The sequence below is a fragment of the Microbacterium sp. zg-B185 genome (assembly GCF_030246885.1).
GTDB lineage: Bacteria > Actinomycetota > Actinomycetes > Actinomycetales > Microbacteriaceae > Microbacterium.
Genome location: NZ_CP126739.1, coordinates 1,879,743 through 1,901,340, shown reverse-complemented (window position 1 = coordinate 1,901,340; position 21,598 = coordinate 1,879,743). Strand labels below are relative to the sequence as shown.

At 68.2% G+C, this 21,598-nt stretch carries 23 protein-coding genes and 1 tRNA gene; 6 read left to right on the top strand and 18 right to left on the bottom strand.

Features of this window, described 5'->3' with window-relative positions:
• Positions 1 to 23: 23 nt before the first annotated feature.
• The 3 genes from QNO12_RS09150 to QNO12_RS09140 are packed head-to-tail and all read right to left on the bottom strand — an operon-like array spanning position 24 to position 2,250.
• Positions 24 to 827: a glycerophosphodiester phosphodiesterase family protein gene (locus tag QNO12_RS09150; RefSeq protein WP_257502555.1), complete on the bottom strand. Its 804-nt coding sequence runs from the start codon at positions 825 to 827 to the stop codon at positions 24 to 26.
• The gene (locus QNO12_RS09145) at positions 824 to 1,780 is read right to left on the bottom strand and encodes an SPFH domain-containing protein (RefSeq protein WP_257502556.1); all 957 of its coding nucleotides are present in this window, start codon (positions 1,778 to 1,780) and stop codon (positions 824 to 826) included. The genes QNO12_RS09150 and QNO12_RS09145 overlap by 4 nt, the downstream gene beginning before the upstream one ends.
• Positions 1,777 to 2,250, bottom strand: coding sequence for an NfeD family protein (locus QNO12_RS09140; protein ID WP_257502557.1), 474 nt, complete (start codon positions 2,248 to 2,250; stop codon positions 1,777 to 1,779). Before QNO12_RS09140 ends, QNO12_RS09145 begins: the two co-directional genes overlap by 4 nt.
• A gap of 167 nt (positions 2,251 to 2,417) precedes the next feature.
• On the opposite strand from QNO12_RS09140, the gene QNO12_RS09135 reads away from it, so the two are divergent.
• Both QNO12_RS09135 and QNO12_RS09130 read left to right on the top strand, forming a co-directional pair.
• Positions 2,418 to 3,191 carry an SDR family oxidoreductase gene (locus QNO12_RS09135; RefSeq protein WP_257502558.1) on the top strand — a complete coding sequence of 258 codons (774 nt, stop codon included), beginning with the start codon at positions 2,418 to 2,420 and terminating at the stop codon, positions 3,189 to 3,191.
• Between the two features lie 2 nt (positions 3,192 to 3,193).
• Complete coding sequence (locus tag QNO12_RS09130) at positions 3,194 to 5,176, top strand: S9 family peptidase (RefSeq protein ID WP_257502559.1); 1,983 nt, start codon at positions 3,194 to 3,196, stop codon at positions 5,174 to 5,176.
• A 55-nt stretch (positions 5,177 to 5,231) separates the two neighbouring features.
• On the opposite strand, the gene QNO12_RS09125 is transcribed toward QNO12_RS09130, so the two are convergent.
• The 8 genes from QNO12_RS09125 to QNO12_RS09090 all read right to left on the bottom strand — a co-directional run bounded on the left by QNO12_RS09125 (position 5,232) and on the right by QNO12_RS09090 (position 9,373).
• A complete protein-coding gene (locus QNO12_RS09125; RefSeq protein WP_257502560.1) occupies positions 5,232 to 5,792 on the bottom strand; it encodes an HdeD family acid-resistance protein in 561 nt (186 codons plus the stop codon).
• Between the two features lie 285 nt (positions 5,793 to 6,077).
• The gene (locus QNO12_RS09120; RefSeq protein WP_257502561.1) at positions 6,078 to 6,848 is read right to left on the bottom strand and encodes an alpha/beta fold hydrolase; all 771 of its coding nucleotides are present in this window, start codon (positions 6,846 to 6,848) and stop codon (positions 6,078 to 6,080) included.
• A complete protein-coding gene (locus QNO12_RS09115) occupies positions 6,845 to 7,330 on the bottom strand; it encodes an SRPBCC family protein (protein ID WP_257502562.1) in 486 nt (161 codons plus the stop codon). Before QNO12_RS09115 ends, QNO12_RS09120 begins: the two co-directional genes overlap by 4 nt.
• Positions 7,327 to 7,668, bottom strand: coding sequence for an ArsR/SmtB family transcription factor (locus QNO12_RS09110; RefSeq protein ID WP_257502563.1), 342 nt, complete (start codon positions 7,666 to 7,668; stop codon positions 7,327 to 7,329). Before QNO12_RS09110 ends, QNO12_RS09115 begins: the two co-directional genes overlap by 4 nt.
• 66 nt (positions 7,669 to 7,734) lie before the next feature.
• Positions 7,735 to 7,962: an RNA-binding S4 domain-containing protein gene (locus QNO12_RS09105; RefSeq protein ID WP_257502564.1), complete on the bottom strand. Its 228-nt coding sequence runs from the start codon at positions 7,960 to 7,962 to the stop codon at positions 7,735 to 7,737.
• A 116-nt stretch (positions 7,963 to 8,078) separates the two neighbouring features.
• Positions 8,079 to 8,774: a DUF1275 family protein gene (locus QNO12_RS09100; protein ID WP_257502565.1), complete on the bottom strand. Its 696-nt coding sequence runs from the start codon at positions 8,772 to 8,774 to the stop codon at positions 8,079 to 8,081.
• A 114-nt stretch (positions 8,775 to 8,888) separates the two neighbouring features.
• The gene (locus QNO12_RS09095; protein WP_257502566.1) at positions 8,889 to 9,026 is read right to left on the bottom strand and encodes a hypothetical protein; all 138 of its coding nucleotides are present in this window, start codon (positions 9,024 to 9,026) and stop codon (positions 8,889 to 8,891) included.
• Positions 9,027 to 9,115: 89 nt separating this feature from the next.
• On the bottom strand, positions 9,116 to 9,373 hold the full coding sequence (locus QNO12_RS09090; RefSeq protein ID WP_257502567.1) for a DUF6458 family protein: 258 nt from the start codon (positions 9,371 to 9,373) through the stop codon (positions 9,116 to 9,118).
• Between the two features lie 131 nt (positions 9,374 to 9,504).
• Between QNO12_RS09090 and QNO12_RS09085 the strand changes: the two genes are divergently transcribed.
• Positions 9,505 to 10,065, top strand: coding sequence for a dihydrofolate reductase family protein (locus QNO12_RS09085; RefSeq protein ID WP_257502568.1), 561 nt, complete (start codon positions 9,505 to 9,507; stop codon positions 10,063 to 10,065).
• On the opposite strand, the gene QNO12_RS09080 is transcribed toward QNO12_RS09085, so the two are convergent.
• Genes QNO12_RS09080 through QNO12_RS09070 form a run of 3 tightly spaced genes read right to left on the bottom strand, consistent with a single transcriptional unit; the run spans position 10,054 to position 13,313 of the window.
• Entirely contained in the window at positions 10,054 to 10,818 is a 765-nt protein-coding gene (locus QNO12_RS09080; RefSeq protein WP_257502570.1) for an SGNH/GDSL hydrolase family protein, read from the bottom strand. The two genes, QNO12_RS09085 and QNO12_RS09080, sit on opposite strands and share 12 nt — an antisense overlap.
• A gap of 59 nt (positions 10,819 to 10,877) precedes the next feature.
• Positions 10,878 to 12,230, bottom strand: coding sequence for an MFS transporter (locus tag QNO12_RS09075; protein WP_257502571.1), 1,353 nt, complete (start codon positions 12,228 to 12,230; stop codon positions 10,878 to 10,880).
• A 39-nt stretch (positions 12,231 to 12,269) separates the two neighbouring features.
• A complete protein-coding gene (locus tag QNO12_RS09070) occupies positions 12,270 to 13,313 on the bottom strand; it encodes an LLM class flavin-dependent oxidoreductase (RefSeq protein ID WP_257502572.1) in 1,044 nt (347 codons plus the stop codon).
• A 95-nt stretch (positions 13,314 to 13,408) separates the two neighbouring features.
• On the opposite strand from QNO12_RS09070, the gene QNO12_RS09065 reads away from it, so the two are divergent.
• Complete coding sequence (locus QNO12_RS09065; protein ID WP_257502573.1) at positions 13,409 to 14,044, top strand: phosphoribosyltransferase; 636 nt, start codon at positions 13,409 to 13,411, stop codon at positions 14,042 to 14,044.
• Between the two features lie 6 nt (positions 14,045 to 14,050).
• Here the strand turns inward: QNO12_RS09065 and QNO12_RS09060 are convergent, their stop codons facing one another.
• Complete coding sequence (locus QNO12_RS09060) at positions 14,051 to 15,724, bottom strand: DUF885 domain-containing protein (RefSeq protein ID WP_257502574.1); 1,674 nt, start codon at positions 15,722 to 15,724, stop codon at positions 14,051 to 14,053.
• 41 nt (positions 15,725 to 15,765) lie between these two features.
• The gene (polA, locus tag QNO12_RS09055) at positions 15,766 to 18,405 is read right to left on the bottom strand and encodes a DNA polymerase I (protein WP_257502575.1); all 2,640 of its coding nucleotides are present in this window, start codon (positions 18,403 to 18,405) and stop codon (positions 15,766 to 15,768) included.
• Positions 18,406 to 18,462: 57 nt separating this feature from the next.
• Here polA and QNO12_RS09050 point away from each other — a divergent pair, with 57 nt between their 5' ends.
• Positions 18,463 to 18,894 carry a PaaI family thioesterase gene (locus tag QNO12_RS09050; RefSeq protein ID WP_257502576.1) on the top strand — a complete coding sequence of 144 codons (432 nt, stop codon included), beginning with the start codon at positions 18,463 to 18,465 and terminating at the stop codon, positions 18,892 to 18,894.
• A gap of 19 nt (positions 18,895 to 18,913) precedes the next feature.
• Here the strand turns inward: QNO12_RS09050 and QNO12_RS09045 are convergent, their stop codons facing one another.
• Entirely contained in the window at positions 18,914 to 19,534 is a 621-nt protein-coding gene (locus QNO12_RS09045; RefSeq protein WP_257502577.1) for an ANTAR domain-containing response regulator, read from the bottom strand.
• Between the two features lie 40 nt (positions 19,535 to 19,574).
• Between QNO12_RS09045 and QNO12_RS09040 the strand changes: the two genes are divergently transcribed.
• A tRNA-Leu gene (locus QNO12_RS09040) sits at positions 19,575 to 19,657 on the top strand.
• 843 nt (positions 19,658 to 20,500) lie between these two features.
• Here the strand turns inward: QNO12_RS09040 and QNO12_RS09035 are convergent.
• A complete protein-coding gene (locus QNO12_RS09035; RefSeq protein WP_257502578.1) occupies positions 20,501 to 21,103 on the bottom strand; it encodes a DUF998 domain-containing protein in 603 nt (200 codons plus the stop codon).
• Positions 21,104 to 21,598: the final 495 nt, after the last annotated feature.

The following is a 21,598-nucleotide window of genomic DNA, read 5'->3' as shown; positions in this document are numbered from 1 at the left end:
AGACGATGCTCAGGGCAGGATGCTCAGGGGTGGGTGGGTGGGGGATTGTCGCCCTGGAGGACCTCCAGGGCGAGGTCTGCGCGGTCGGTGACGAGGCCGTCCACGCCCATCGAGACGAGCCTTCGCATGTCCCGGGGGTCGTTCACGGTCCACACGTGGACCTCGACGTGATGGCGGTGCGCCGCTGCGATCAGCCGCGGCGTGACGATGCGCCACGAGCGGTACCGCTCGGGCACCTGCAGCGCATCCACGTCCGCCAGAGCTCGCGCCACGAGCCCGGACGAGCGGGACGCCAGAGCGCTGAGCACGCGCCCGATCGTCGCGCTGCCGGCCGATGTGGCCGGTCGCGTGCCGGGTGCCGCCGACGTGGCCGCGGCCAGAGCGGTGCGCCGACGGACATCGGAGAAGCTGGCCAGAAGCACCCGGTCTGCGTACGGCGCCACGATCCGACCGACCTGTACCGCGGCATCCTTCGCCTTGACGTCGAGGTTGAAGCGCGTATCGGGAAAGGCGTCGAGCGCCTGCTCGAGCGTGATCATGCCCCCGCGGCCTTCCAGCAGCGAGTCGAGTTCAGCGCTGGTGACGTCGGCGATCCGGCGTCGGTCGCCGGCGACGCGGACCAGGTCGGCGTCGTGAAACAGCACGACCCTCCCGTCCGCGGTGAGATGACAGTCCGATTCGATGTACTCAGCTCCTGCTGCGTGCGCGGCCGCAATGGCCGCGAAAGAGTTCTCGACCACGCCGTCGGCCACGTCCGCCGCGGTCAGCAGACCGCGGTGGGCGAGCACCCGGGGTCGTGCGGCGCCCGCGAACCAGCCGTGCGTCACGACGAGGTGGGCCTGGCGGGTTCCTCTTCGGAGGTGGGCCGCTTGGCGGCGGCCTCGACGACGCTGCCGGCGAAGGCGGTGCTCATTCCCTTGAGCGCTTCGGTGAACTCGCTCGGGATGATCCAGAGCTTGCTGGACGCGCTGTCCGCGATCTTCGGAAGCGTCTGCAGGTACTGGTAGGCGAGCAGCTTGTCGTCCGGGTTGCCGAGGTGGATCGCGCTGAAGACGGTCTGGATCGCTTCGGCCTCGCCCTGCGCGCGCAGAACGGCCGCCTGCTTGTCGCCTTCGGCGCGCAGGATCTCCGCCTGCCGGGCACCTTCGGCGGTGAGGATGGCGGACTGCTTGGTGCCCTCGGCGGTCAGGATGAGAGCTCGCCGGTCACGTTCGGCGCGCATCTGCTTCTCCATCGAGTCCTGGATGCTCACCGGCGGGTCGATGGCCTTCAGCTCGACACGGCCGACGCGGATGCCCCACTTGCCGGTGGCTTCGTCCAGCACGATTCTCAGCTGACCGTTGATCTCGTCGCGGCTGGTGAGCGCCTCCTCCAGGTTGAGCCCACCGACCACGTTGCGCAGGGTGGTGGTGGTCAGCTGCTCGACAGCGCCCAGATAGTTGCGGATCTCGTAGGTCGCCGCGCGGGGGTCGGTCACCTGGAAGTAGATCACCGTGTCGATCGAGACGACCAGGTTGTCCTCGGTGATCACCGGCTGCGGCGGGAAGGACACCACCTGCTCGCGCATGTCGATGAGGGGACGGACGCGGTCGATGAACGGCACCAGGATGTTCAGGCCCGGCATCAGCGTCTTGTGATAGCGCCCGAGGCGCTCGACGACTCCGGCCGTGGCCTGCGGGATGATTCGGATCGAGCGGACGATGACGACCAGAACGAAGATGAATACCGCGATGGCCAGCAGCCAGCCGATGGCCGTCGGGATGAAGCTCTCGGGGGTCATGCGGTCGGTTCCTCTTCCTGGGGGCGGACGTACGCGGTGGCGCCGTCGATTCGGCTGACACGGATGACCGTGCCCGGCTCCAGCTCGGCTCCGCGGTCGGGGCGGGCGGTCCACGTGTCGCCGTTCGCGAGTTTCACCTGACCGCCGTGCGGTGTCACCGTCGAGAGCACCTGTCCGGACAGTCCCACCAGCGCGGCCACGTTGGTCGGTGTGGGATCCTCACCGCGGCGCAGGCGGCGCAGGAGCGGCGGCCGCAAAAGCAGCACCAGCACCGCCGCGACGACAGCGGCGATGATCACCTGCAGCCAGACTGGTGCGCCGATGAGGTCCGAACCCAGCCCCGCGATGCCGCCGATGCTGAGCATCAGGAAGGTGAAGTCGAGGGTCAGCATCTCGATCACGAGGAACACCAGGATCAGGACGAGCCACCCGATCCAGGCGAATTGTTCGATGGTCTGGATGAACTCCACGGCATGCCTCCCTGTCGCTCGAACCTATCATGCGGGCCTCCACTCCAGGCCGAACCGGGCCCGCCCGGCGGCGCCCCGATTGGTAGGGTCGAGGGGCGCCCGCGCACCGCGCGCGGAGGCCGCGGCATCCGCCCGATCAGCGCTTTCGCACCCTCCTGGAGTCTCCCGTGACCGACCCCCTCATCCCTCTCGCCCCCGGCTCACTGAGCGGGAAGACAGCACTCGTGACCGGCTCGTCGCGGGGAATCGGGGCCGACACGGCCCGCTATTTCGCGCAGGCCGGCGCGAATGTCGTCATCAACTACCGCAACAAGGCGCCCCGGGCGGAGAAGCTCGCTGCGCAGCTGCGCGAGTCGGGCGTCGAGGTTCTGGTGGTGGGCGCCGATCTCACGGATGCCGAGTCGGTGCAGGCGATGTTCTCCGAGGTGGAGCAGGCCTTCGGCTCCCTGGACATCCTCGTGCTGAATGCCTCCGGAGGCATGGAGTCCGGGATGGGGGAGGAGTACGCGCTCCGACTCAACCGGGACGCGCAGCTGCAGGTTCTGGACGCCGCGCTTCCGCTGCTCTCGGACGGGTCGCGGGTCGTGTTCGTCACGAGCCACCAGGCGCACTTCATCCGGACCACGCCCACCATGCCGGAGTACGTCCCGGTCGCCCTGTCCAAACGGGCGGGGGAAGACGCGCTGCGTGAGCGCATCCCCGAGCTGGAGGCCCGCGGGATCGGATTCGTCGTCGTCTCCGGCGACATGATCGAAGGAACCATCACCGCCACGCTGCTCGAACGGGCCAACCCCGGCGCGATCGCCTCGCGCCGGGAATCGGCCGGCAAGCTCTACAACGTCGGCGAGTTCGCGGCCGAGGTGGCCCATGCCGCGGTCGATCCGATCCCGCCGGCCAACACGCGCCTGGTCGGGGACACCACGTCGTTCGAGGGGGAGTGAGCATGGGACCCGCAGACATCGAGAAGCTCATGTCGGTCGGCCGGCCTGACCTCGCCCCGGACGGATCGTTCGCCGTCTTTGCGACATCGCGGCCCGATCTGACCGCCAACCGTGCCGTCGGCCAGCTGTGGCGCGTGGATCTGCCGGACGGCCAGGCACGCCGTCTCACGCGCGGCACCGCGGACCGGTCGCCACAGCTGTCCCCCGATGGGGCGCGGATCGCGTTCCTGCGCGGAGATGACCGAGGCAAGGCGCAGCTCCACGTGGTGGACGCCCGCGGCGGTGAGCCGGTGCAGGTGACGGCTGCCCCGCTCGGGGTGGACGCATTCGACTGGTCCGGCGACGGCGCCACCCTCGCCTTCTCCGCGCGCGTTCCCGAGCACGGTCGGTACGGGAGCGTCGACGGCCTGGAGTCCTCGGCCGAGGCGCCGCGTCGCATCACCGGGGTGCGCTGGCACTCCAACGGCCTGGGGTACCTCGCCGACCGGCCCGCGCAGCTGTTCGTCGTACCGGTCCCGGCCGTGGACGCCGAGCCCTTCTACGAACCCGCACCCGCCGCGCTGCCGGACGGCGCAGACAAGCCGGAGAAGAAGGTCATCCCCGCCGAGCCCGTTCAGCTCACGCACGGGGCGGCATCCCGGACCGGCGCAGTGTTCCGCGACGACGAGGTGCTGACGGTTCTGGACGAGATCGAATCGGACCACCGGGATCTTCGCTCGCGCCTGATCGCCGTGCGCGCCGACGGCTCGGGGGAGCGCGAGCTCATCGACCGGACCGCCGCGCTCTCGATCTCCGAGGTGGCCGTCGCCGAGGACGGGATGATCGCCGTGCTGGCCGCGGACGTGGGGGAGTCCGGAACGGACTTCGTCGCAGCCGCCACGTCGCTGTGGCTGCTCGAGCCGGACGGCCCACGTCGGCTGACGGATCCCGAGACGATCGACCTGGGTGAGGTGGGCAGCGTCATCAGCCCGGTGGGCGAGGACTTCCTCGTGCAGGACCGCACCCGCGGGCGCGTCCGTCTGCTGCGTGTGACCCGCGACGGCGTGAGCACAGAAGTGCTCGGCGGCGACGTCGAGGTCCTCGGATCCGCGGCCGCGGGGGAGCGGGTCGTGGCCGCCGTCGCGACCCCGGAGGCACTGGGGGAACTGCTGCTGGTGGAGGGCGGACACACCCGCGCGCTGACGTCCTTCGGCAACGCGGTGCCGGTCGTCACACCGCGCGAACTGACCATCACGGGCAGGGACGGCTATCCGATCCACGGCTGGGTCGCCCAGCCTGCGGGAGAAGGACCCTTCCCGGTTCTTCTGCAGATCCACGGGGGACCGTACGCCGCATACGGCATCCACCTCTTCGATGAGACGCAGGTGCTGGTGGATGCCGGTTACGCGGTCGTGTACTGCAACCCGCGGGGCTCAGCGGGCTATGGGAGCGAGCACGGCCGCAGCATCCGCGGGGCGATGGGCACCGTCGACTTCGCGGACGTCATCGACTTCCTGGACGGAGCCACAGCGCAGGACGCGCGGCTGGACCGCGAACGCGTCGGAATCATGGGCGGCTCGTACGGCGGCTACCTCACCGCCTGGGTGATCGCCCACGACCACCGCTTCGCGGGGGCCATCGTGGAGCGGGGTTTCCTGGACCCCGTCTCGTTCCAGGGGACCAGCGACATCGGCTCCTTCTTCGGAGACGAATACGTCGGAACCGAGGCGGACGCGATCGCCCGGCAGAGTCCGATGGCGGTGGTGGGCGAGGTGAGGACACCCACTCTCGTCCTGCACTCCGAACTGGACTTCCGCTGCCCGCTGGAACAGGCGACCAGGTACTACTCGGCGCTGAAACGACAGGGGACCGAGGCCGAGCTGCTGGTCTTCCCCGGGGAGGATCACGAGCTCACGCGCGCCGGCCAGCCGCGCCACCGCGTCGAGCGCTTCGAGGCGGTGCTGGACTGGTGGCGGCGGAAGCTGCCGGTCACCGATCGTCCCTGACGACTGAGACGACAGAGCGCCCCGGGATCCCGGGGCGCTCTGTCGTGATGCCGGACTAGATGTCCTTGCTGGCGAAGGTGAAGGCGCGAATGATCTGGATGACGCCGAGCACGATCAGGGAGATGCCCAGCAGCCACCACAGCACCAGGGCGCCCCAGATCGGGGAGAAGAACAGCACGATGCCGGCGATGATGCTGATGATCGCGAAGAAGACCGTCCAGCCCTTGGATGCGGCCATATCCAGCGTGGACAGCGCGACGATGCCCTCGACGATCCACATGATGCCGACGAGGAAGCCCAGGAACAGCGCGAGCCATGCCGTCGCTCCTCCCAGGTTCAGGAACGCGACGATACCGGCGATGACGAACAGCACGCCCAGGGCGATGTGGCCGACTCGCGACCAGCCGCCTCGGGTCTTCGAGAAGATCCCGAGGCCGGCGTATACCAGGCCGGCAGCGATCGCATAGATCGCGATGATCGCGGTGACGACCATCGCGGTCTTGTCCGGCCAGGCCAGGATGAGGATTCCGACGATCAGGGACAGGACGCCGCTGATGCCGAGGGCGGTGCGGATGCCGTTGACGAGCGATCTTTCCGGCGCGAATTCTGTGGACATGAGGCATCCCTTTCTGGGAGATTCCTGTGAGGTGCGGCTCAGCTTAGACCCGGCGGGTGAACTCGCGGCGTCCACGAACGCGGCGTGTCCGTATCGCAACCCGCAGATCCCGAGGGTCGATCAAGCGCGAATTCGGCCCGAGAGGATGGGCTCGACCGCCACGTCCGCACCGGAACGAGGCCGAGCGACCGATTGCCGATAATGCACATTATGTCAGCTCAAAGGAATGCAGCGGTGTTCCCCTATTCGATCTCACACCGCGACGGCCCCGCCGGCACGGTCCGGTCACCGCGCGAGGAATTCGGTGACGACGGGGCCGAGTGCATCAGCGTCGATGTCGTGGCTGCGACCGGCGAGCTCCCGATATGAACCGTGCGCAAGTCGGCGGCTGAGTTTCTCGGCGGCGTCGGTGAGGACAGACGGACTGTCTGATCCCGCCACCACCAGAGTGGGGATGCCGACTCTCCCGGGCAGGTCCGGGTCGGAGGCGAGAAGAAGAACCTCGTATTCCAGGGTCGGTGCGATCCGGACCAGCTCGGGCCAGAAGGGCGCGTGGCGGATCTGCGCGACCACCTCCGGCGGTATGCCGACGATGCGGATCTGGAAGAGTTCCACCGCGGCATCCGGCCGCCCCTCAGCGATGAGCGCCCGGATCTCCCCCGCGCTCCGGGTGAAGAAATCGCGGCTCCTGCCCGTCAGGGGGAAGGGCGGCTCGTACAGCGCAAGGCCGGTGATGGGAAGGCCGTGCTCGGCGGCGGCGAGAGCGAGGATCGCTCCGGACGAGTACCCGAACACGGCCGATTCTCCGCCCGCTGCAGCGATCAGCGCGGCGAGATCCTCGATCTCACGCTGGATCTCGTACGGCGCGGTGTCCCCGCTCTGTCCGCGTCCGCGTCGGTCGTAGTTGAAGACCATGAACCGCTGCGCGAGGTGCGCGGCCAGCGACGCACCGGCGGACCTGGTGTTGAAGGCGCCCAGGACGAGCACCAGCGGCGAACCGGATCCGGACTGGTCGAACCGGATCGATGTGCCGTCTGCCGACTGCACGGCACTCATCTGTCCTCCTCAGCTGGTGATGCGAGGGCGCGCGCATAGGCGTTGAAACGGTCCAGCGAACTGAGGAAACCCGCCCGCGCATCCTCCGTCATCGCATGTGGCGGGACGAGCGTCTGACGGATGTGGACGTTCGTGCGTCCGTCCCCTGTGTCGATGAACAGCGCGGTCGTGACCATGCCCGAATCGATGTCGGCCCACACCAGCCGTTCCGGTTCGGCCACCTCGCGGAAGACCGCGCGCATGCAGTAGGAGCTGCCGTCGGCGTCGTTGACCATCGTGGTCTCGAAGGCACCGCCCGGTCGGGCGTCGACGACGATGCCCTCCATCGGCGCGCTCGTCCCTCTCGGTCCCCAGAAATGCGTGAGGTGCTGCGGATCGATCATGCACCGGAACACCAATTCCCTGGGAGCATCGAAGGTGCGGGAGATGGTCACGTCGCCAGCGGATGCCGGACGCCGCGACTCAGCCGGAAGGCTGCTCATCGCGCGGCCTCTCCCCCGGCTTGCAGATCGCGAAGGTGCTCGTCGAGCTGATCGAACCGGTCCGACCACACCCGGCGACTCTCTTGGATCCAGCTCTCTGCCTCCGCGAGGGCGGAAACGTTCAGGCGACAAGGACGGAACTGAGCGCGTCGTGACCGGGTCACCAACCCGCACCGCTCCAGCACCTTGATGTGCTTGGAGACCGCCGGAAGAGACATCGCGAACGGCTCAGCCAGTTCGTTCACCGTCGCATCTCCTTCGCTCAGGCGGCCGATGATCGCCCGCCGGGTGGGGTCGGCGAGGGCCAGGAACGTTGCATCCAGGTGAGCGACGGACATACCGGTACTATACCCGCAGGTTAATTAACCCACAAGTAAAGTTGCGCATCCTCCCCCGCACAGCAATCAGGGGCAGACCCGGACCTGACGCCCTTCGAACCTGACGATGTCGCCGAGCTTCAGCTGGCGCCCGCGACGTCGATCGACCTCGCCGTTCACGCTCACGTAGCCGTCGATGATGGCCTCTTTCACGTCTCCACCGGAGTCGAGAATCCCCGCGAACTTCAGGAACTGCCCGAGGCGGATGACGTCGCCGCCGATCGGGACGTCTTCGATCGGTGCCGGTTTCGTCATCCCCGAATGGTAACCGACCTGGGGTCGGCGCGGATGCCGCTCCCCCGTCCGGCTCACTCGTTCAGGTGGTCGGGCCCGTGCTCCATCATCGGCGCACAGCGTCAGCGCGGTCCTACCTACGGTCTCGATGTGGACAGAAGCAGAATCGCCGCGGCGACGGCGGGCAACCATGCCACCACCGGGCACAGCTCGGCGGCCAGCAGCAACGCGGCGGTGGCGGATACCGCGCCGACCGGCAGCGCCACGACGGACAGCACGCGCAGTCCCTGCCCGTGCGCGCTGCGGACCGCGAGATCGTGCATCGTGGTGGTGAGCGTGCCGGTCACGTAGGTCGTGGTGACCCCCTCGATGTCGGAGAGTTTCTTGGCAGCCACCGTCTGCAGCGCCAGCGCCGCGGCGGACAGGCTGATCACGATGCAGCGCTCCACCATGCCGACGTCACCGCGCAGCGCCGCCCAGATCGCGACGACGAGGGTCTGCAGCACCAGCGAGGGCAGCACGAGACGCCGCAGCGTGTGCCGTTGCGTTACCGGCAGTGCGCCCGTCGGGACAGTGAGCCGAAAAGCCGCGTACAGCACGCCCACGAAAGAGACGATCGCGATGAGTGCCGTCACGAGGGTCTGCGCGAACTCGGGACGGCTGAACATGCCGATCAGCACCAGATTGCCGGTCATGTTCGCCGTGAAGATCCCGCCGAGAGCGAGGAACGCGAACGCGTCGGCAGCTCCGGCCGAGAAGGACAGCAGCACCAGCACCGCATGAACGCGCCGCACCCGCCGCGCATCCACCGAGGCGACGCGCTCCGTGGCCATATCCGTCGCTTCTCTCCTGATCCGCGGGTGGAGTGGTGCCGATCGATGGGGTGGCGCCAAAGTAGCAGGTCAGCCCTTGCCTCGCCACAGCGCCGCAGAGCCGAGCGGCGCCGATCACTGCCCGGTCGTCGTGTCCTCCAGCCAGGCGATCGTGCGGGTCAGCGCCTCCTGCGCTTCCGGCAGGTCCAGATGGAACTGGTACTCGTGGCCCAGCTGCGGCTCGTGCGGACCCGGCCCGAACAGCTCGGTCACCGGAACGCCACCGGATACGGCGAGAGCCCGGGGCGGAGGCGAAACGGCGCTCCGGCCCGGGCCCCCCGCGGCTCTCAGATGCTGCGGACTCAGATCGTATCGTCGGTGGAGCTGGTGGACTGACGGGTGACGCGCTCGTTCGCGGCCGGGTCGACCGCTGTGCGGGTCACCGTCTCGCTCGAGCGCTTGCGCATGAGCAGGATGATGCCGACGATGAAGACCAGCACCCCCGCGCCCATGAGGATGTACCCGATCAGATCGAGGTTGATCCATTCGAGTTCGACGTTCACGGCGAACGCGAGGATCGCTCCGATGACGAAGAGGACGACTCCTGCTCCGATGCTCATGGCACTTCCTTTCCGATGGACGCGGCGCGTCCCAGCGATAACACACTGGCCGAGGCGGTTCTCCCGCGGCAAGGGGTTGACACGGGTTACCCGGCCTGTCGGCTGTCCGCCGTCCCGGTTATCGTGGCGCCATGCCGCGCGTCGTCTACAACACCGCAACCACCCTCAACGGCTTCTTGGCGGACGATCAGGACTCGTTGTCCTGGCTGTTCGCGGTGTCCGGGGCGGCCGAGGCCGAGTCGGACTTCGCGGGATTCCTCGCCGGCGTCGGCGCGCTGGTGATGGGCTCGACGACGTACGAATGGATCCTGCGCCACGACGATCTGACCGAAAACCCGGAGAAGTGGGGACACCGTGACGTCGCCGCGTTCGTGCTCTCCACCCGGTCGCTGCCAGAGATACCCGGCGCCGACATCCGCTTCCGGGCGGGTGATGTCGGCGCGCTCTGGGATGAACTGTGCGCCGCCGCGGGCGAGCGGGATGTCTGGCTGGTCGGGGGCGGCGACCTGGTCGGTCAGTTCGCGGACGCCGGTCACCTCGACCAGATCCGGGTCTCGGTCGCACCCGTCACACTGACCTCCGGCAAGCCCTTGCTTCCCCGCCGCCTGGAGTCCGATCGGCTGACACTCGAATCCGCGCGCGCGTCCGGCCAGTTCGCGGAGCTCGTCTACTCGGTGCGCTCAGGAGCCTGACGGCTCGATCACGACGAAATCCGGATACTTCGCCACCCGGCCGTCGCCCGAGGAGGTGCCGGTGAGCCTGCGCTGCACCCACGGTCCGAGGTGCTCTCGATAGTAGGAGGAGCCGCGCATGCGCGCGCCCGGCGGCAGCGGGGGCAGCGACCACCACTCCGGTGGCGGCTCCATCCCCAGGGCGGTCAGCACGCGCGCGGCGACCCGGTGATGACCGCGGGAATTCATGTGCAGCCGATCCTCGGACCAGTAGGCGGGCGTGGACAGCTCGCGATCCGGCCAGTTGAAGGCACGGACGATATCCGGGCGATCGACGATGCGGGCACTGACCGCCTGGGAGAGGAGATCTCCGCGCCGCTGGATGAGCCTGCTCAGCGGCAGTTGCGCCGACGGATTCGCGCCGGACAGCAGCAGCAGCTGCACCCCCTCCTCGTCGCAGCGCTCGATCACCCGGCTGAACGCGTCCACGACGTGTGCGATGGAGGTGCGCGGCCGGATCATGTCGTTCCCGCCGCCGTTGAAGGACAGATGCGTCGGTCGCAGGGCGAGAGCCGGTTCCAGCTGTTCCGCGACGATCGGCCAGGCGAGCTTGCCGCGAATCGCCAGGTTGGCGTACTCGATCGGTGCCGCTGTGGCATCGGCCCAGCCCGCGGCGACCAGATCCGCCCAGCCTCGGACGTGACCGTCCGGGAGTTCGTCGCCGACTCCCTCGGTGAAGGAATCGCCGATGGCGACGTAGCGAACGGATGTCACTCCCCCAGCCTAGGCGCGCACGCAGTCCGATCCCGGCGGCCGCCGGCCGAGCAAGATCCTCACCGATCGTCCAGAGCGAGTCCCCGGCGGTCCACGAGGCCCCACGCGGCCCCCGCAGCGATCGCGAAGAAGGCCGCGAAGACCACGAACAGCAGCGGCGCACCACCCGACGCGAGCAGGACCGGCACGCTGAGCGGAGCGATGATGGACGCGATCCTGCCCACGCCGGCAGCCCATCCCGACCCCGTGCCACGCAGCGAGGTCGGGTACATCTCCGGCGTCACGGCGTACAGCGCTCCCCACGCACCGAGGTTGAAGAAGGACAGCGCCATCCCCGCGCCGATGACCATCGCCTCGCCCGTCGCAGTGCCGAACACCACGGCTGCCGCCGCCGATCCGATGAGGAACACGGACAGCGTCAGGCGGCGTCCCCACACTTCGATCAGCCATGCCGCCACCGCATATCCGGGCAGTTGCGCGAGCGTGATGATGAGCGTGAACCCGAAGGAGCGCACGAGGTCGTATCCCTGCGAGACGAGGATCGAGGGGATCCAGATGAAGGCCCCGTAATACGAGAAGTTGACGCAGAACCACACCACCCACAGACAGGCTGTGCGCAGACGGAACTCGCGCGCCCACAGGGCGGTCAGGCGCTCTCGCGAGGACAGCGCCGCCGGCGGCGGCTCATCGGGCTGCACGTCCAGGACGGCCGGTGGCGTCACACCCGCGGCCGTCTCGAACGAGCGGACGACGGCGTCGGCTTCGGCATGACGACCGCGGCGGGCCAGCCAGCGAGCGGACTCGGGCAAGCCCCAGCGCACGATGAGGGCGTACGCGGCCGGCAGCGCCCCGAACGCGAACGCCCAGCGCCAGCCGTCGTCCGAGCCCGGGATCACCAGGAAGCCGATCAGCGCCGCCGCCGTCCAGCCGACCGCCCAGAACGCTTCCAGGATGACGATCAGCCGACCGCGGATGCGGGCCGGCGCGAACTCGCTGACATAGGTGGAGGCGACCGGCAGCTCCGCACCGAGACCGAGACCGACCAGGAAGCGCAGGACCAGCAGCGCCGCAAGCCCGCCGACCAGGGCGCTGGCGCCCGTGGCGACGCCGTAGACCAGCAGCGTGACGGCGAACACCTGCCGGCGCCCGAACCGATCCGCCAGCAGACCGCCCAGGCTGGCACCGATCGCCATTCCGACGAATCCGATCGAGGCGATCCAGGCCGTCTCGCCGGGCTGCAGCTGCCATTGCACCGCCAACGCGGCGATCACGAAGGAGATGAGCCCGACATCCATCGCATCCAGTGCCCAGCCGACCCCGGAACCGGTCAGCACGCGCAGGTGCCGGCGGGTGAAGGGCAGCCGGTCGAGTCGCTCCGAGAGCGGGAAGGTCCGGGCGGGAGCATCCGTCATGCAGTCATGCTACGGATGCCGCGGCCTTCCCGTCACTGCTCAGGACAGCAGGTCGCGCACCAGCGGTCGCACGCGGGTGCCGTACAGCTCGATCGAGCGCATCATCTTCTCGTGCGAGAGGGTGCCGGTGGAGAACTTCATGTCGAACCGGGTGCTGCGCAGCGCCCGCACGGTGTCGGCGATCTTCCGTGCGACCGTCTCGGGTGAGCCCACGTACAGCGCCCCCTCCGGACCGACGTCGTGCTGGAAGCGCATCCGGCTGTACGGCGGCCATCCCCGTTCCCGGCCGATGGTGTTGTTCATCGACTCGAAGCCCTCGTAGGCCTCTTCCCACGCCTGCTGGTCCGTCTCGGCGATGTGGCCTGGAGAGTGCACTCCGATCGGGAGCCGATCGCGCCCGAAGGAGTCGAGCGAACGGTGGTACAGGTCCACGAACGGACGGAAGCGCGCGGCAGGCCCGCCGACGATCGCCAGCATCAGCCCGTATCCGTAGCGAGCCGCCCGGACGACGGACTCCGGAGTGCCGCCCACGCCGACCCAGGCCGTGAGGCCGTGCTCGGTCTTCGGGAAGACGTCCGCGGCGGTCAGCGGTGCCCGCATCGAACCCTGCCACGTCACCGGCTTCTCGGTGAGAAGCTGCGAGAACAAATCCAGCTTCTCCTCGAACAGCGCCTCGTAGTCGCGCAGGTCGTAGCCGAACAGGGGGAAGGATTCGATGAAGGATCCGCGTCCGAGGATCACCTCGGCGCGTCCGTGGGAGACGGCGTCGAGTGTGGCGAAGCGCTCGTATACGCGCACCGGATCGTCCGAGGACAGCACGGTCACCGCCGTCCCCAGGTGAATGCGCGTCGTGCGGGCGGCAGCGGCGGCAAGGACGATCTCAGGGCTGGAGATGGCGAACTCGGGTCGGTGATGCTCGCCCACTCCGAAGAACGCGAGGCCGACGTCGTCGGCGAGCACCGCCTGGTCCACGACGTTGCGGATCGTCTGCGCGTCGCTGAGCAACTCGCCGGACGCGTCCCGCGTCACGTCTCCGAACGTGTCCAGTCCCAGGTGGATTTCAGTCGGATCGACAAAGGTCATACCCCGCACGTCCTTTCCATTCGCATGCATAGGAACGCTGCCCCGCCGGCGCGCATTCCCATACCGTCCGGAGCGGGCGCGCGTAGGGTGTGCGCGTGAAGAGGTTCCACGATCGCGCGGATGCCGGCAGGCAGCTCGCGGCCGCGCTCGAGTCGGTGGCCGATCCGCGGGCGATCGTGTTCGGCATCCCCCGCGGCGGGGTGGTGGTGGCCGCCGAGGTCGCGCGGGTGTGCGGTCTTCCGCTTGCCGCCGCGGTCGTGCGCAAACTGGGCGCTCCCCACCAGGAGGAGTACGCCGTGGGGGCAATCGCCGACGGCGTGAGGATCCTCAATCCGGATGCCGTGCGCCATGGCGGTGTGACACCCGAGCAGCTCGCCTCGGTCGAGAAGTCGGAGCGCGTCGAGCTGGAACGCCGGACCGGATTGTTCGCGGCATCCCTCCCCTCCGTGAGCGGCAGGACCGCGATAGTGGTGGATGACGGGATCGCCACCGGAGCCACCGCGATGGCGGCATGCACGGCTCTGCGCGCGCACGGTCCCGCCCGGATCATCCTGGCGGTGCCGGTCGCGCCGGCCAGATGGCTCCCCGATCCCGACGTCGTGGACGACTTCATCTGCCTGCACCCGGTTCGGGACTTCTGGGCCGTGGGGCAGTTCTACACCGACTTCACCCAGACCGGCGACGGGGAGGTCGCGCGACTCCTGTCCCGCGACCTCCCCGCCCCAGAGTGAGCCGATTCAGCCGGACAGCGCTGAGCGGAGGGTGTCCAGGCCGACGCCACCCACGTCCAGGGCGCGCTTGTGGAACGTCTTGATGTCGAACGCGTCGCCCTGCGCCGCCTTGGCGTCGTCGCGGATCTGCTCCCAGATCCGCTGACCCACCTTGTAGGCGGGGGCTTGCCCCGGCCAGCCGAGATACCGGTTGACCTCGAATTGGACGAACTCATCCGACATGTTGACGTTGCGGCGCATGAACGCCAGTGCGTAGTCGGCATCCCACGTGCCTCGCCCGTCCGGGCGGGGCTTCTCGAGGTGGACACCGATGTCCAGAACCACCCTGGCGGCCCGCATGCGCTGCCCGTCCAGCATCCCGAGCCGGTCTGCCGGGTCCTCCAGATAGCCGAGTTGCTCCATCAGGCGTTCCGCGTACAGCGCCCAGCCTTCGGCATGGCCGGATGTTCCGGCCAGCAGGCGGCGCCACGAGTTCAGCTGCGACCGGTTGTACACGGCCTGCGCGATCTGCAGGTGGTGGCCTGGGACGCCCTCGTGGTAAACGGTGGTCAGCTCACGCCAGGTGTCGAACTCCTCGACGCCTTCCGGCACGGACCACCACATGCGTCCGGGCCGCGAGAAGTCGTCGGTGGGTCCGGTGTAGTAGATCCCGCCTTCCTTGGTGGGTGCGATCATGCACTCCAGCCGACGGATCGGCTCGGGGATGTCGAAGTGGGTCCTGCCCAGCTCGGCGATCGCCCGATCGCTGGTCTCCTGCATCCAGCGCTGGAGTTCCGCCGTGCCGTGCAGTTTGTGCGAGGCGTCCTCGTCGAGAAAGGCGACGGCTTCTTCGACGGACGCGCCGGAACGGATCTGATCGGCGATCGACTCCTGCTCGGCCACCATCCGGGCAAGCTCTTGGACGCCCCAGTCATAGGTCTCGTCCAGATCGATCGTCGCTCCCAGGAACCGCCGGGACTGAAGAGCGTACAGGTCTCGTCCGACGGCATCCTTGTCTGCGGCGACCGGGGCGAGCTCCGTGCCGAGGAACTCGGCCAGCCCGTCGTACGCCACGCGGGCGGCGTCGGCGTTTTCGGACAGTGCACGCGAGAGGGACGTGGGCAGCTGACCTTCCGCGGGGGCGGCTTCGCCGGCGAACGTGGCGAAGAACCCCCCGTCGTCGGTGTAGCGGGCGATCTGCGTGATGACCTCCACGACCTGGCGGCGGGCGGGGACGGTGCCCTGCGCGATCCCCTCGCGCAGCGTGGTGATGTAGCCCTGGATCGCGGCCGGCAGAGCCTTGAGGCGGGTGGCGACGACGGACCAGTCCTCCGCGGTGTCGGTGGGCATCAGGTCCAGGACGGAGCGGATGTCCTGCACCGGGGAGGCGATCACGTTCAGGTCGCGGAGATTCCACTTCGCTTCGTGCAGATCCAGCTCCAGGCGCAGCTCGCGGCTGAGGTCCTCCTTGGTGACGACATCGATGTCGTCCACCGCGGTGGCGGCATCGAGCGCGCTCAGGGTGCGGCGGGCGTCGGCGATCAGCCGCTCCGCGCCCTCGGGCGTGTAGTCGCCGTACCGGTCGTTGTACTCGGTGCGCCCGATGTACGTGGCCACCGTGGGCATCTGCTCGGCCAGAGTGTCGACCCAGGCATCGGCGATCGTGTCGATCGGCGTGGGGGTGCGTGGTGCATCTGTCATGCCTCCGAGCCTAGGCAAGGAGCAGCGGGCGACCAAGCGGACTAGTGACCCGCTTCGTTCCAGTCCGCCCCACGGCCGATCTGGACATCCAGCGGTACGGTCAGGCTGGCCGCGTCGCCCATGCGCTCGCGGACGATCCGCTCCGCGGCATCCCACTCCCCCGGGGCCACCTCGACGACGAGCTCGTCGTGGATCTGCATGAGCACGCGGGAGCGCAGCTGAGCGGCCGAGAATTCGTCGTGGATGTGGAACAGCGCGATCTTCATGATGTCCGCGGCGCTGCCCTGGATGGGCGCGTTCAGCGCGGCGCGCTCGGCGTTCTCGCGCAGCACCCGGTTGGGGCTGGACAGATCAGGGAACGGGCGACGGCGGCCGAAGATGGTCTCGGTGTACCCGTCGATCTTCGCCTGCTCCACGGACGAGCGCAGGTAGTCGCGTACCGCGCCGAACCGGTTGAAGTACTCCATCATCAGCTGCTTGGCCTCGGCCTGCTCGATCCGCAGCTGCTTGGACAGACCGAAGGCGGACAGGCCGTAGACCAGGCCGTATGACATCGCCTTCACCTTCGTGCGCATCGCCGGAGTGACGTCCTCGGGGCTGACCCCGAACACCCGTGCACCCACGAATCGGTGCAGGTCTTCCCCGGAATTGAACGCTTCGACCAGGCCGGGGTCCTCCGACAGGTGCGCCATGATGCGCATCTCGATCTGGGAGTAGTCCGCCGTCAGCAGCGTCTCGTACCCCTCGCCGACCTCGAAGGCGGCCCGGATGCGGCGGCTCTCCTCCGTGCGGACCGGGATGTTCTGCAGGTTCGGGTCGGTGCTGGAGAGCCGCCCGGTCTGGCTGCCGGTCTGCACGTAGGTCGTCCGGACGCGGTGATCGGGCCCGATGGCGCTGTCCAGCGATTCGATGATCTGCCGCAGCTTGGTCGCTTCGCGATGCTGCAGCAGCAGGTCCAGGAAGGGGTGCGGGTTGGACTCCTGCAGGTCCGCGAGCACCGCGGCATCCGTGGAGTAGCCGGTCTTCGTCTTGCGCGTCTTGGGCAGTTGCAGCTCCTCGAACAGGACCTCCTGCAGCTGCTTCGGAGAGCCGAGGTTGACCTCCCGGCCGATCGCGGCGTACGCGTCCAGCGCGATCGCGTCCGCGCGGCGGGTCAGATCGGCGGCGAAGTCGGAGAGCTTCGCGTGCGAGACGGCCACGCCGGCCAGTTCCATGTCGGCCAGTGTCAGCAGCGTCGGCAGCTCGATGTCGGCGAGTACAGCTTGCACGCCGGCCGGAAGCTCCACCCGCAGGGCGTCGGCGACACGCAGCGTGAACCAGGACAGCTGTCCGGGCGTTGCACCCTCGGTCTCGGGAACGAGCTGGGTCGGGTCGGCTTCCGGCAGCTTCTCGCCCAGGTAGCGGTCCACCAGATCCGACAGGGTCTTGTCGGGGAAGCTGGGGCGAAGCAGCCACCCCGCGATGGATGTGTCGAACGCGAGCCCGCCGATGCGGATGCCGACCCGGCGGAGCGCCTTGACCTGAGGCTTGGCGTCGCTGAGGACCTTGGGCGAGTCACCGGACAGCCACGGGCCGAGCTCGGCGGCGACGTCGGCCGTCCAATCGGCTTCGACGACCGCGTCCGCGGTGGCCAGCCCGACGCGACGTGGCAGTCCGCCCTCCAGGACGAGGGTCACGCCCACCTCGCCGGCGGCATCCGCAGCCCACGCCGCCAGCTCGGGTGCGGGCAGCTGCGCCGGGGCGGGCATGACGACCGGCGCCGGCGCCGTCGCGGTGCTCGTCGCCTCATCGATCCCGGCGGCGTCGAAGACGCGCGGGAGCAGGGTGCGGAACTCGAGGCGGGCGAAGATGTCGCGCACCGCCTGGGCGTCCATCGGCCGGGCAGCGAGTTCGGCGGGGGTGACCGGGAGCTCGACGTCGCGCAGCAGCCGGTTCAGCTGGCGATTGCGCCGCACGTCCTCGATGTGCTCGCGGAGGTTGTTGCCCACGACGCCGGTGACCTTGTCTGCGTTCTCGAGCAGCGCGTCGAGCGAGCCGTATTGCCCGAGCCACTTCACCGCCGTCTTCTCGCCGACCTTGGGCACACCGGGCAGGTTGTCGCTGGTCTCGCCGACCAGCGCCGCGATGTCCGGATACTGCTCCGGACGCACGCCGTAGCGCTCGATCACGGCTGCGGTGTCGTAGCGCTTCAGCTGGGAGACGCCCTGGACATTCGGGTACAGCAGCGTGATGTCGTCGTCGACGAGCTGGATGGTGTCGCGGTCTCCGGAGCACACCAGCACGTTGTAGCCCAGCTCCGCGCCCTGCGTGGCGAGCGTCGCCAGGATGTCATCGGCCTCGATGTCCTCCTTCTGCAGCACCGTGATGCTCATCGCGGCCAGGCAGTCCTGCAGGAGCGGGATCTGCCCCTTGAACTCGCTGGGCGTCTCGGAGCGGTTCGCCTTGTACTCGGGGTACTCGCGGGAGCGGAAGGACTGGCGGGACGTGTCGAACGCCACCGCCAGATGGGTGGGTCGTTCCGCCTTGATGAGGTTGATCAGCATCGCCAGGAACCCGTAGATCCCGTTCGTGTGCTGGCCGTCTTTGGTGGTGAAATTGTCGACGGGGAGTGCGAAGAACGCCCGGTATGCCAGCGAATGGCCGTCCACGATCAGGAAGGTAGGCTTTGCGGAGTCCGTCACCCTGACAGCCTAGTCAGGGCGGAGGACAGCAATCCGACGAGTGCCCGAAGGCGAGCGATGACCGACCAGCCTGTTGCAGACACCCAGCGATCGGCCCGGGCCGCCCAGCGTGGAATCGGAGCCCTGGCCCAGAAGATGGGCATGGAGTTCCTGGAATTCTCGGTCGATCGGTGCGTCGCGACGCTGCCGGTCGAAGGCAACACCCAGCCGATCGGCCTCATGCACGGCGGCGCGTACGTGGTCCTGGCGGAGTCGCTCGGATCGATGGCCGCGAACCTCCACGCTGGACCGGGCCGACTCGCGCTCGGCGTCGACATCAACGCGACCCACACGCGTTCCGCCGCGTCCGGGCTGGTCACCGGAGTGTGCACGCCCATCCATCTCGGTCGGAGCCTGACGGTGCACGAGATCGCCGTCAGCGACGATCAGGGACGACGGCTGTCCACCGTCCGGATCACCAACATGATCAAGAGCGCACCGCCGGTCTGATCTGCGCTGTCGCGGCGGGTCAGCCCTTCTTGGGCGCCAGCTGCTCGATGATCGCCTTGGCGACGTCCTGCATCGTCAGACGCCGATCCATCGACGCCTTCTGGATCCAGCGGAAGGCCTCGGGCTCGGACAGGCCCATCTTCTCGTTCAGCAGGCCCTTCGCGCGGTCCACGAGCTTGCGGGTCTCGAAGCGCTCAACCATGTCGGCGACTTCGGCCTCGAGCGTGATGATCTGTTCGTACCGGGCCAGCGCGATCTCGATGGCGGGCAGCAGGTCGTTCGGTGTGAACGGCTTGACCACGTAGGCCAGCGCGCCGGCTTCGCTGGCACGCTCGACCAGCTCCTTCTGGCTGAAGGCGGTCAGGAGGACGACGGGCGCGATGTGGTTCTTGCTGAGCTTCTCGGCGGCCGAGATGCCGTCCAGGTGCGGCATCTTCACGTCCATGATGACCAGGTCGGGTCGCAGCTCGGTGGCCAGCTGAACAGCCGTCTCACCGTCGCCGGCTTCGCCGACGACATCGAAGCCGTTGTCCCGAAGGATCTCGACGATGTCGAGCCGGATCAACGACTCGTCCTCCGCAACGACAACTCGTCGGGGCGTGGATGCCGGTGAACCGGTCGCCTGCTCTTCCTCAGTCACCCTTGAATCCTACGGTATGGTCGTTCGCGGACGTGCCGGAGCCGGTGTGGCGGAATGGCAGACGCGGAGCACTCAAAATGCTTTGTCCGAAAGGGCGTGTGGGTTCGAATCCCACCACCGGTACGTTGAAATGTCTACATTCTTGGCGAGATGCATGCGTCTCGCCAAGAATGTCCTCTCGCTACAGCGCTGTCTGTTGGTTGTTGTTGTCTTGTAGGGGCATCTCTGGGGATCACGCGGTCGCGCCCTCCCGCGTGGCCCGTCGAGGGATCAAGCAGTGGCGTACTCCCCCATGCGGTTAGTCGACGCGGCCCCGGTCGCATGTCCTCCCGATAGGAACACTCAAGGCAGAAGTTGGCCATCAGGTCGGAGCATCCGGCATCGCACTCGCGCTGCTGAGACTGAATGAGGCAAACCGTGCCCGCCTCGAAACGCGAGGGTTCCGCACCATCCGGCTCGCCGACGATCCTTTCCCCACGACGTCGTAACCCCCTGCGGGCGCGGCTCGACCGAGCGACGCCACTCCAGACCAGCTACACCCTGGGGATATCGCCGCCGCGGAGGGCAATTCGCATCCAGTGCGGCGAGAGTCGCTCGGTGCGCAGCACGGTCAGGTGCAGGAGTTCCTGCGCAACGGGCTTGACGAGTCGACTGGCAAGAGCCGTGAGCTCTCCCATCGGTGTGGCGGATTCCCCTGACCGTCAGCCCTTCACGGAAGGTCGTTGCAGGCACAGCGCATATACGCCAGCGCCGAACAGCAGCATCCCGAGTCCCAGCCAGAGCGCGTCAACGGGTGCGGCCCCTTGATCAAAGCCCGGTCAGGGATCCGCTCGCCCGACTCAGACAGTCGCGTTGACCGGCCGCTCAGTCATGAGGCGCGGTAGAGCCAGTGGCATGAGTCCTCCCGCAAATCTCCACCGCGACACAGGCTCACGCCGGCTGGCCCTGCTGCGCGACGCTCTCGCGTCACAAGACGGAAAGAACGCTGATAGCGGCGAGCACCACCCATGCCAGGTAGGCGAGAAGGCAGAACCTGTCGGGCCATCCGATTCGGATCTTTGGCGAGCCGCCTTGCCCGTGGGCGGGGGCAGCGGCGATGAGGAACCACACCAGTCCGGCCAACGGAACAACGGAACAGATCACCAACGTCCAGCCAAGCGCGGGCCCCACCCCGACCCCCGCGAGCAGCGCGGCAGGGGGAAAGCCGGCCAACAACACCACACCCAGCACCGTGTGCGCCCTGCCCACTGGCGTGGCATCAGCGCGCGGAGTCATGATCGGATCGGCGTCGATGAACGCGGCACCGAGCGCGCCGAGGGCCACGGCTGCGAGGCCGATCGCCCACGCGCCGCCGAACGGCCACAAGGCGACGCCCGTCGCCGAGAGGCCTATGGCCATCGTGACGAAGGCGAAGCGCATGACCCACCCGTGCCGCCCGAGGGAGTACTCGCTGATCATCCGCCAGGACGGGTCATACTCGGGCTCGAGTACGTGGAGGATCGCGATCAGCCCCACCGTGAACCCGCCGGCGACGAGCGCCACAGTGGCGGCGATCTCCGCGACGCTCACGTGTGCGCAGCCATACCACCAACAAGCATGGGCCTCCCCTGCGCGGCACTCTATCCCGTTGGTAGTGCGCGGGACGGGCCGAGCCACGTGGACCTCGCGTCGCGACGCGTGGTCAGACAAGATCGGCTTGTGCATGCCGCTCCTGCGGACGAAATTTCGGGCATGAATGCACTACTCATCGGATACGCGCGAGTCTCGACCTACGAACAGGACCTGACCGCGCAGCGCACCGCCCTCGAAAAGCTCGGAGTAGATGCCGAATACACCCACACCGACCACCAGAGCATGCTGTCGCTCTGGAGGGCGAGACTGAGGGCACCATCTAGAGCCCGCTTTCGTCGCCTGACGTCGGCGTCTGAAAGTATTCGTATGCGAGCCGACCCGCGTACCGGAATGAACTGTGACGCGTGATCGACTGAACGAGGGAGTCGTCGGGAACGCCAAGCTCGTGCAGCGAATTCAGCAGCACCAGCGCGGCCGTGACCTCCACGACGG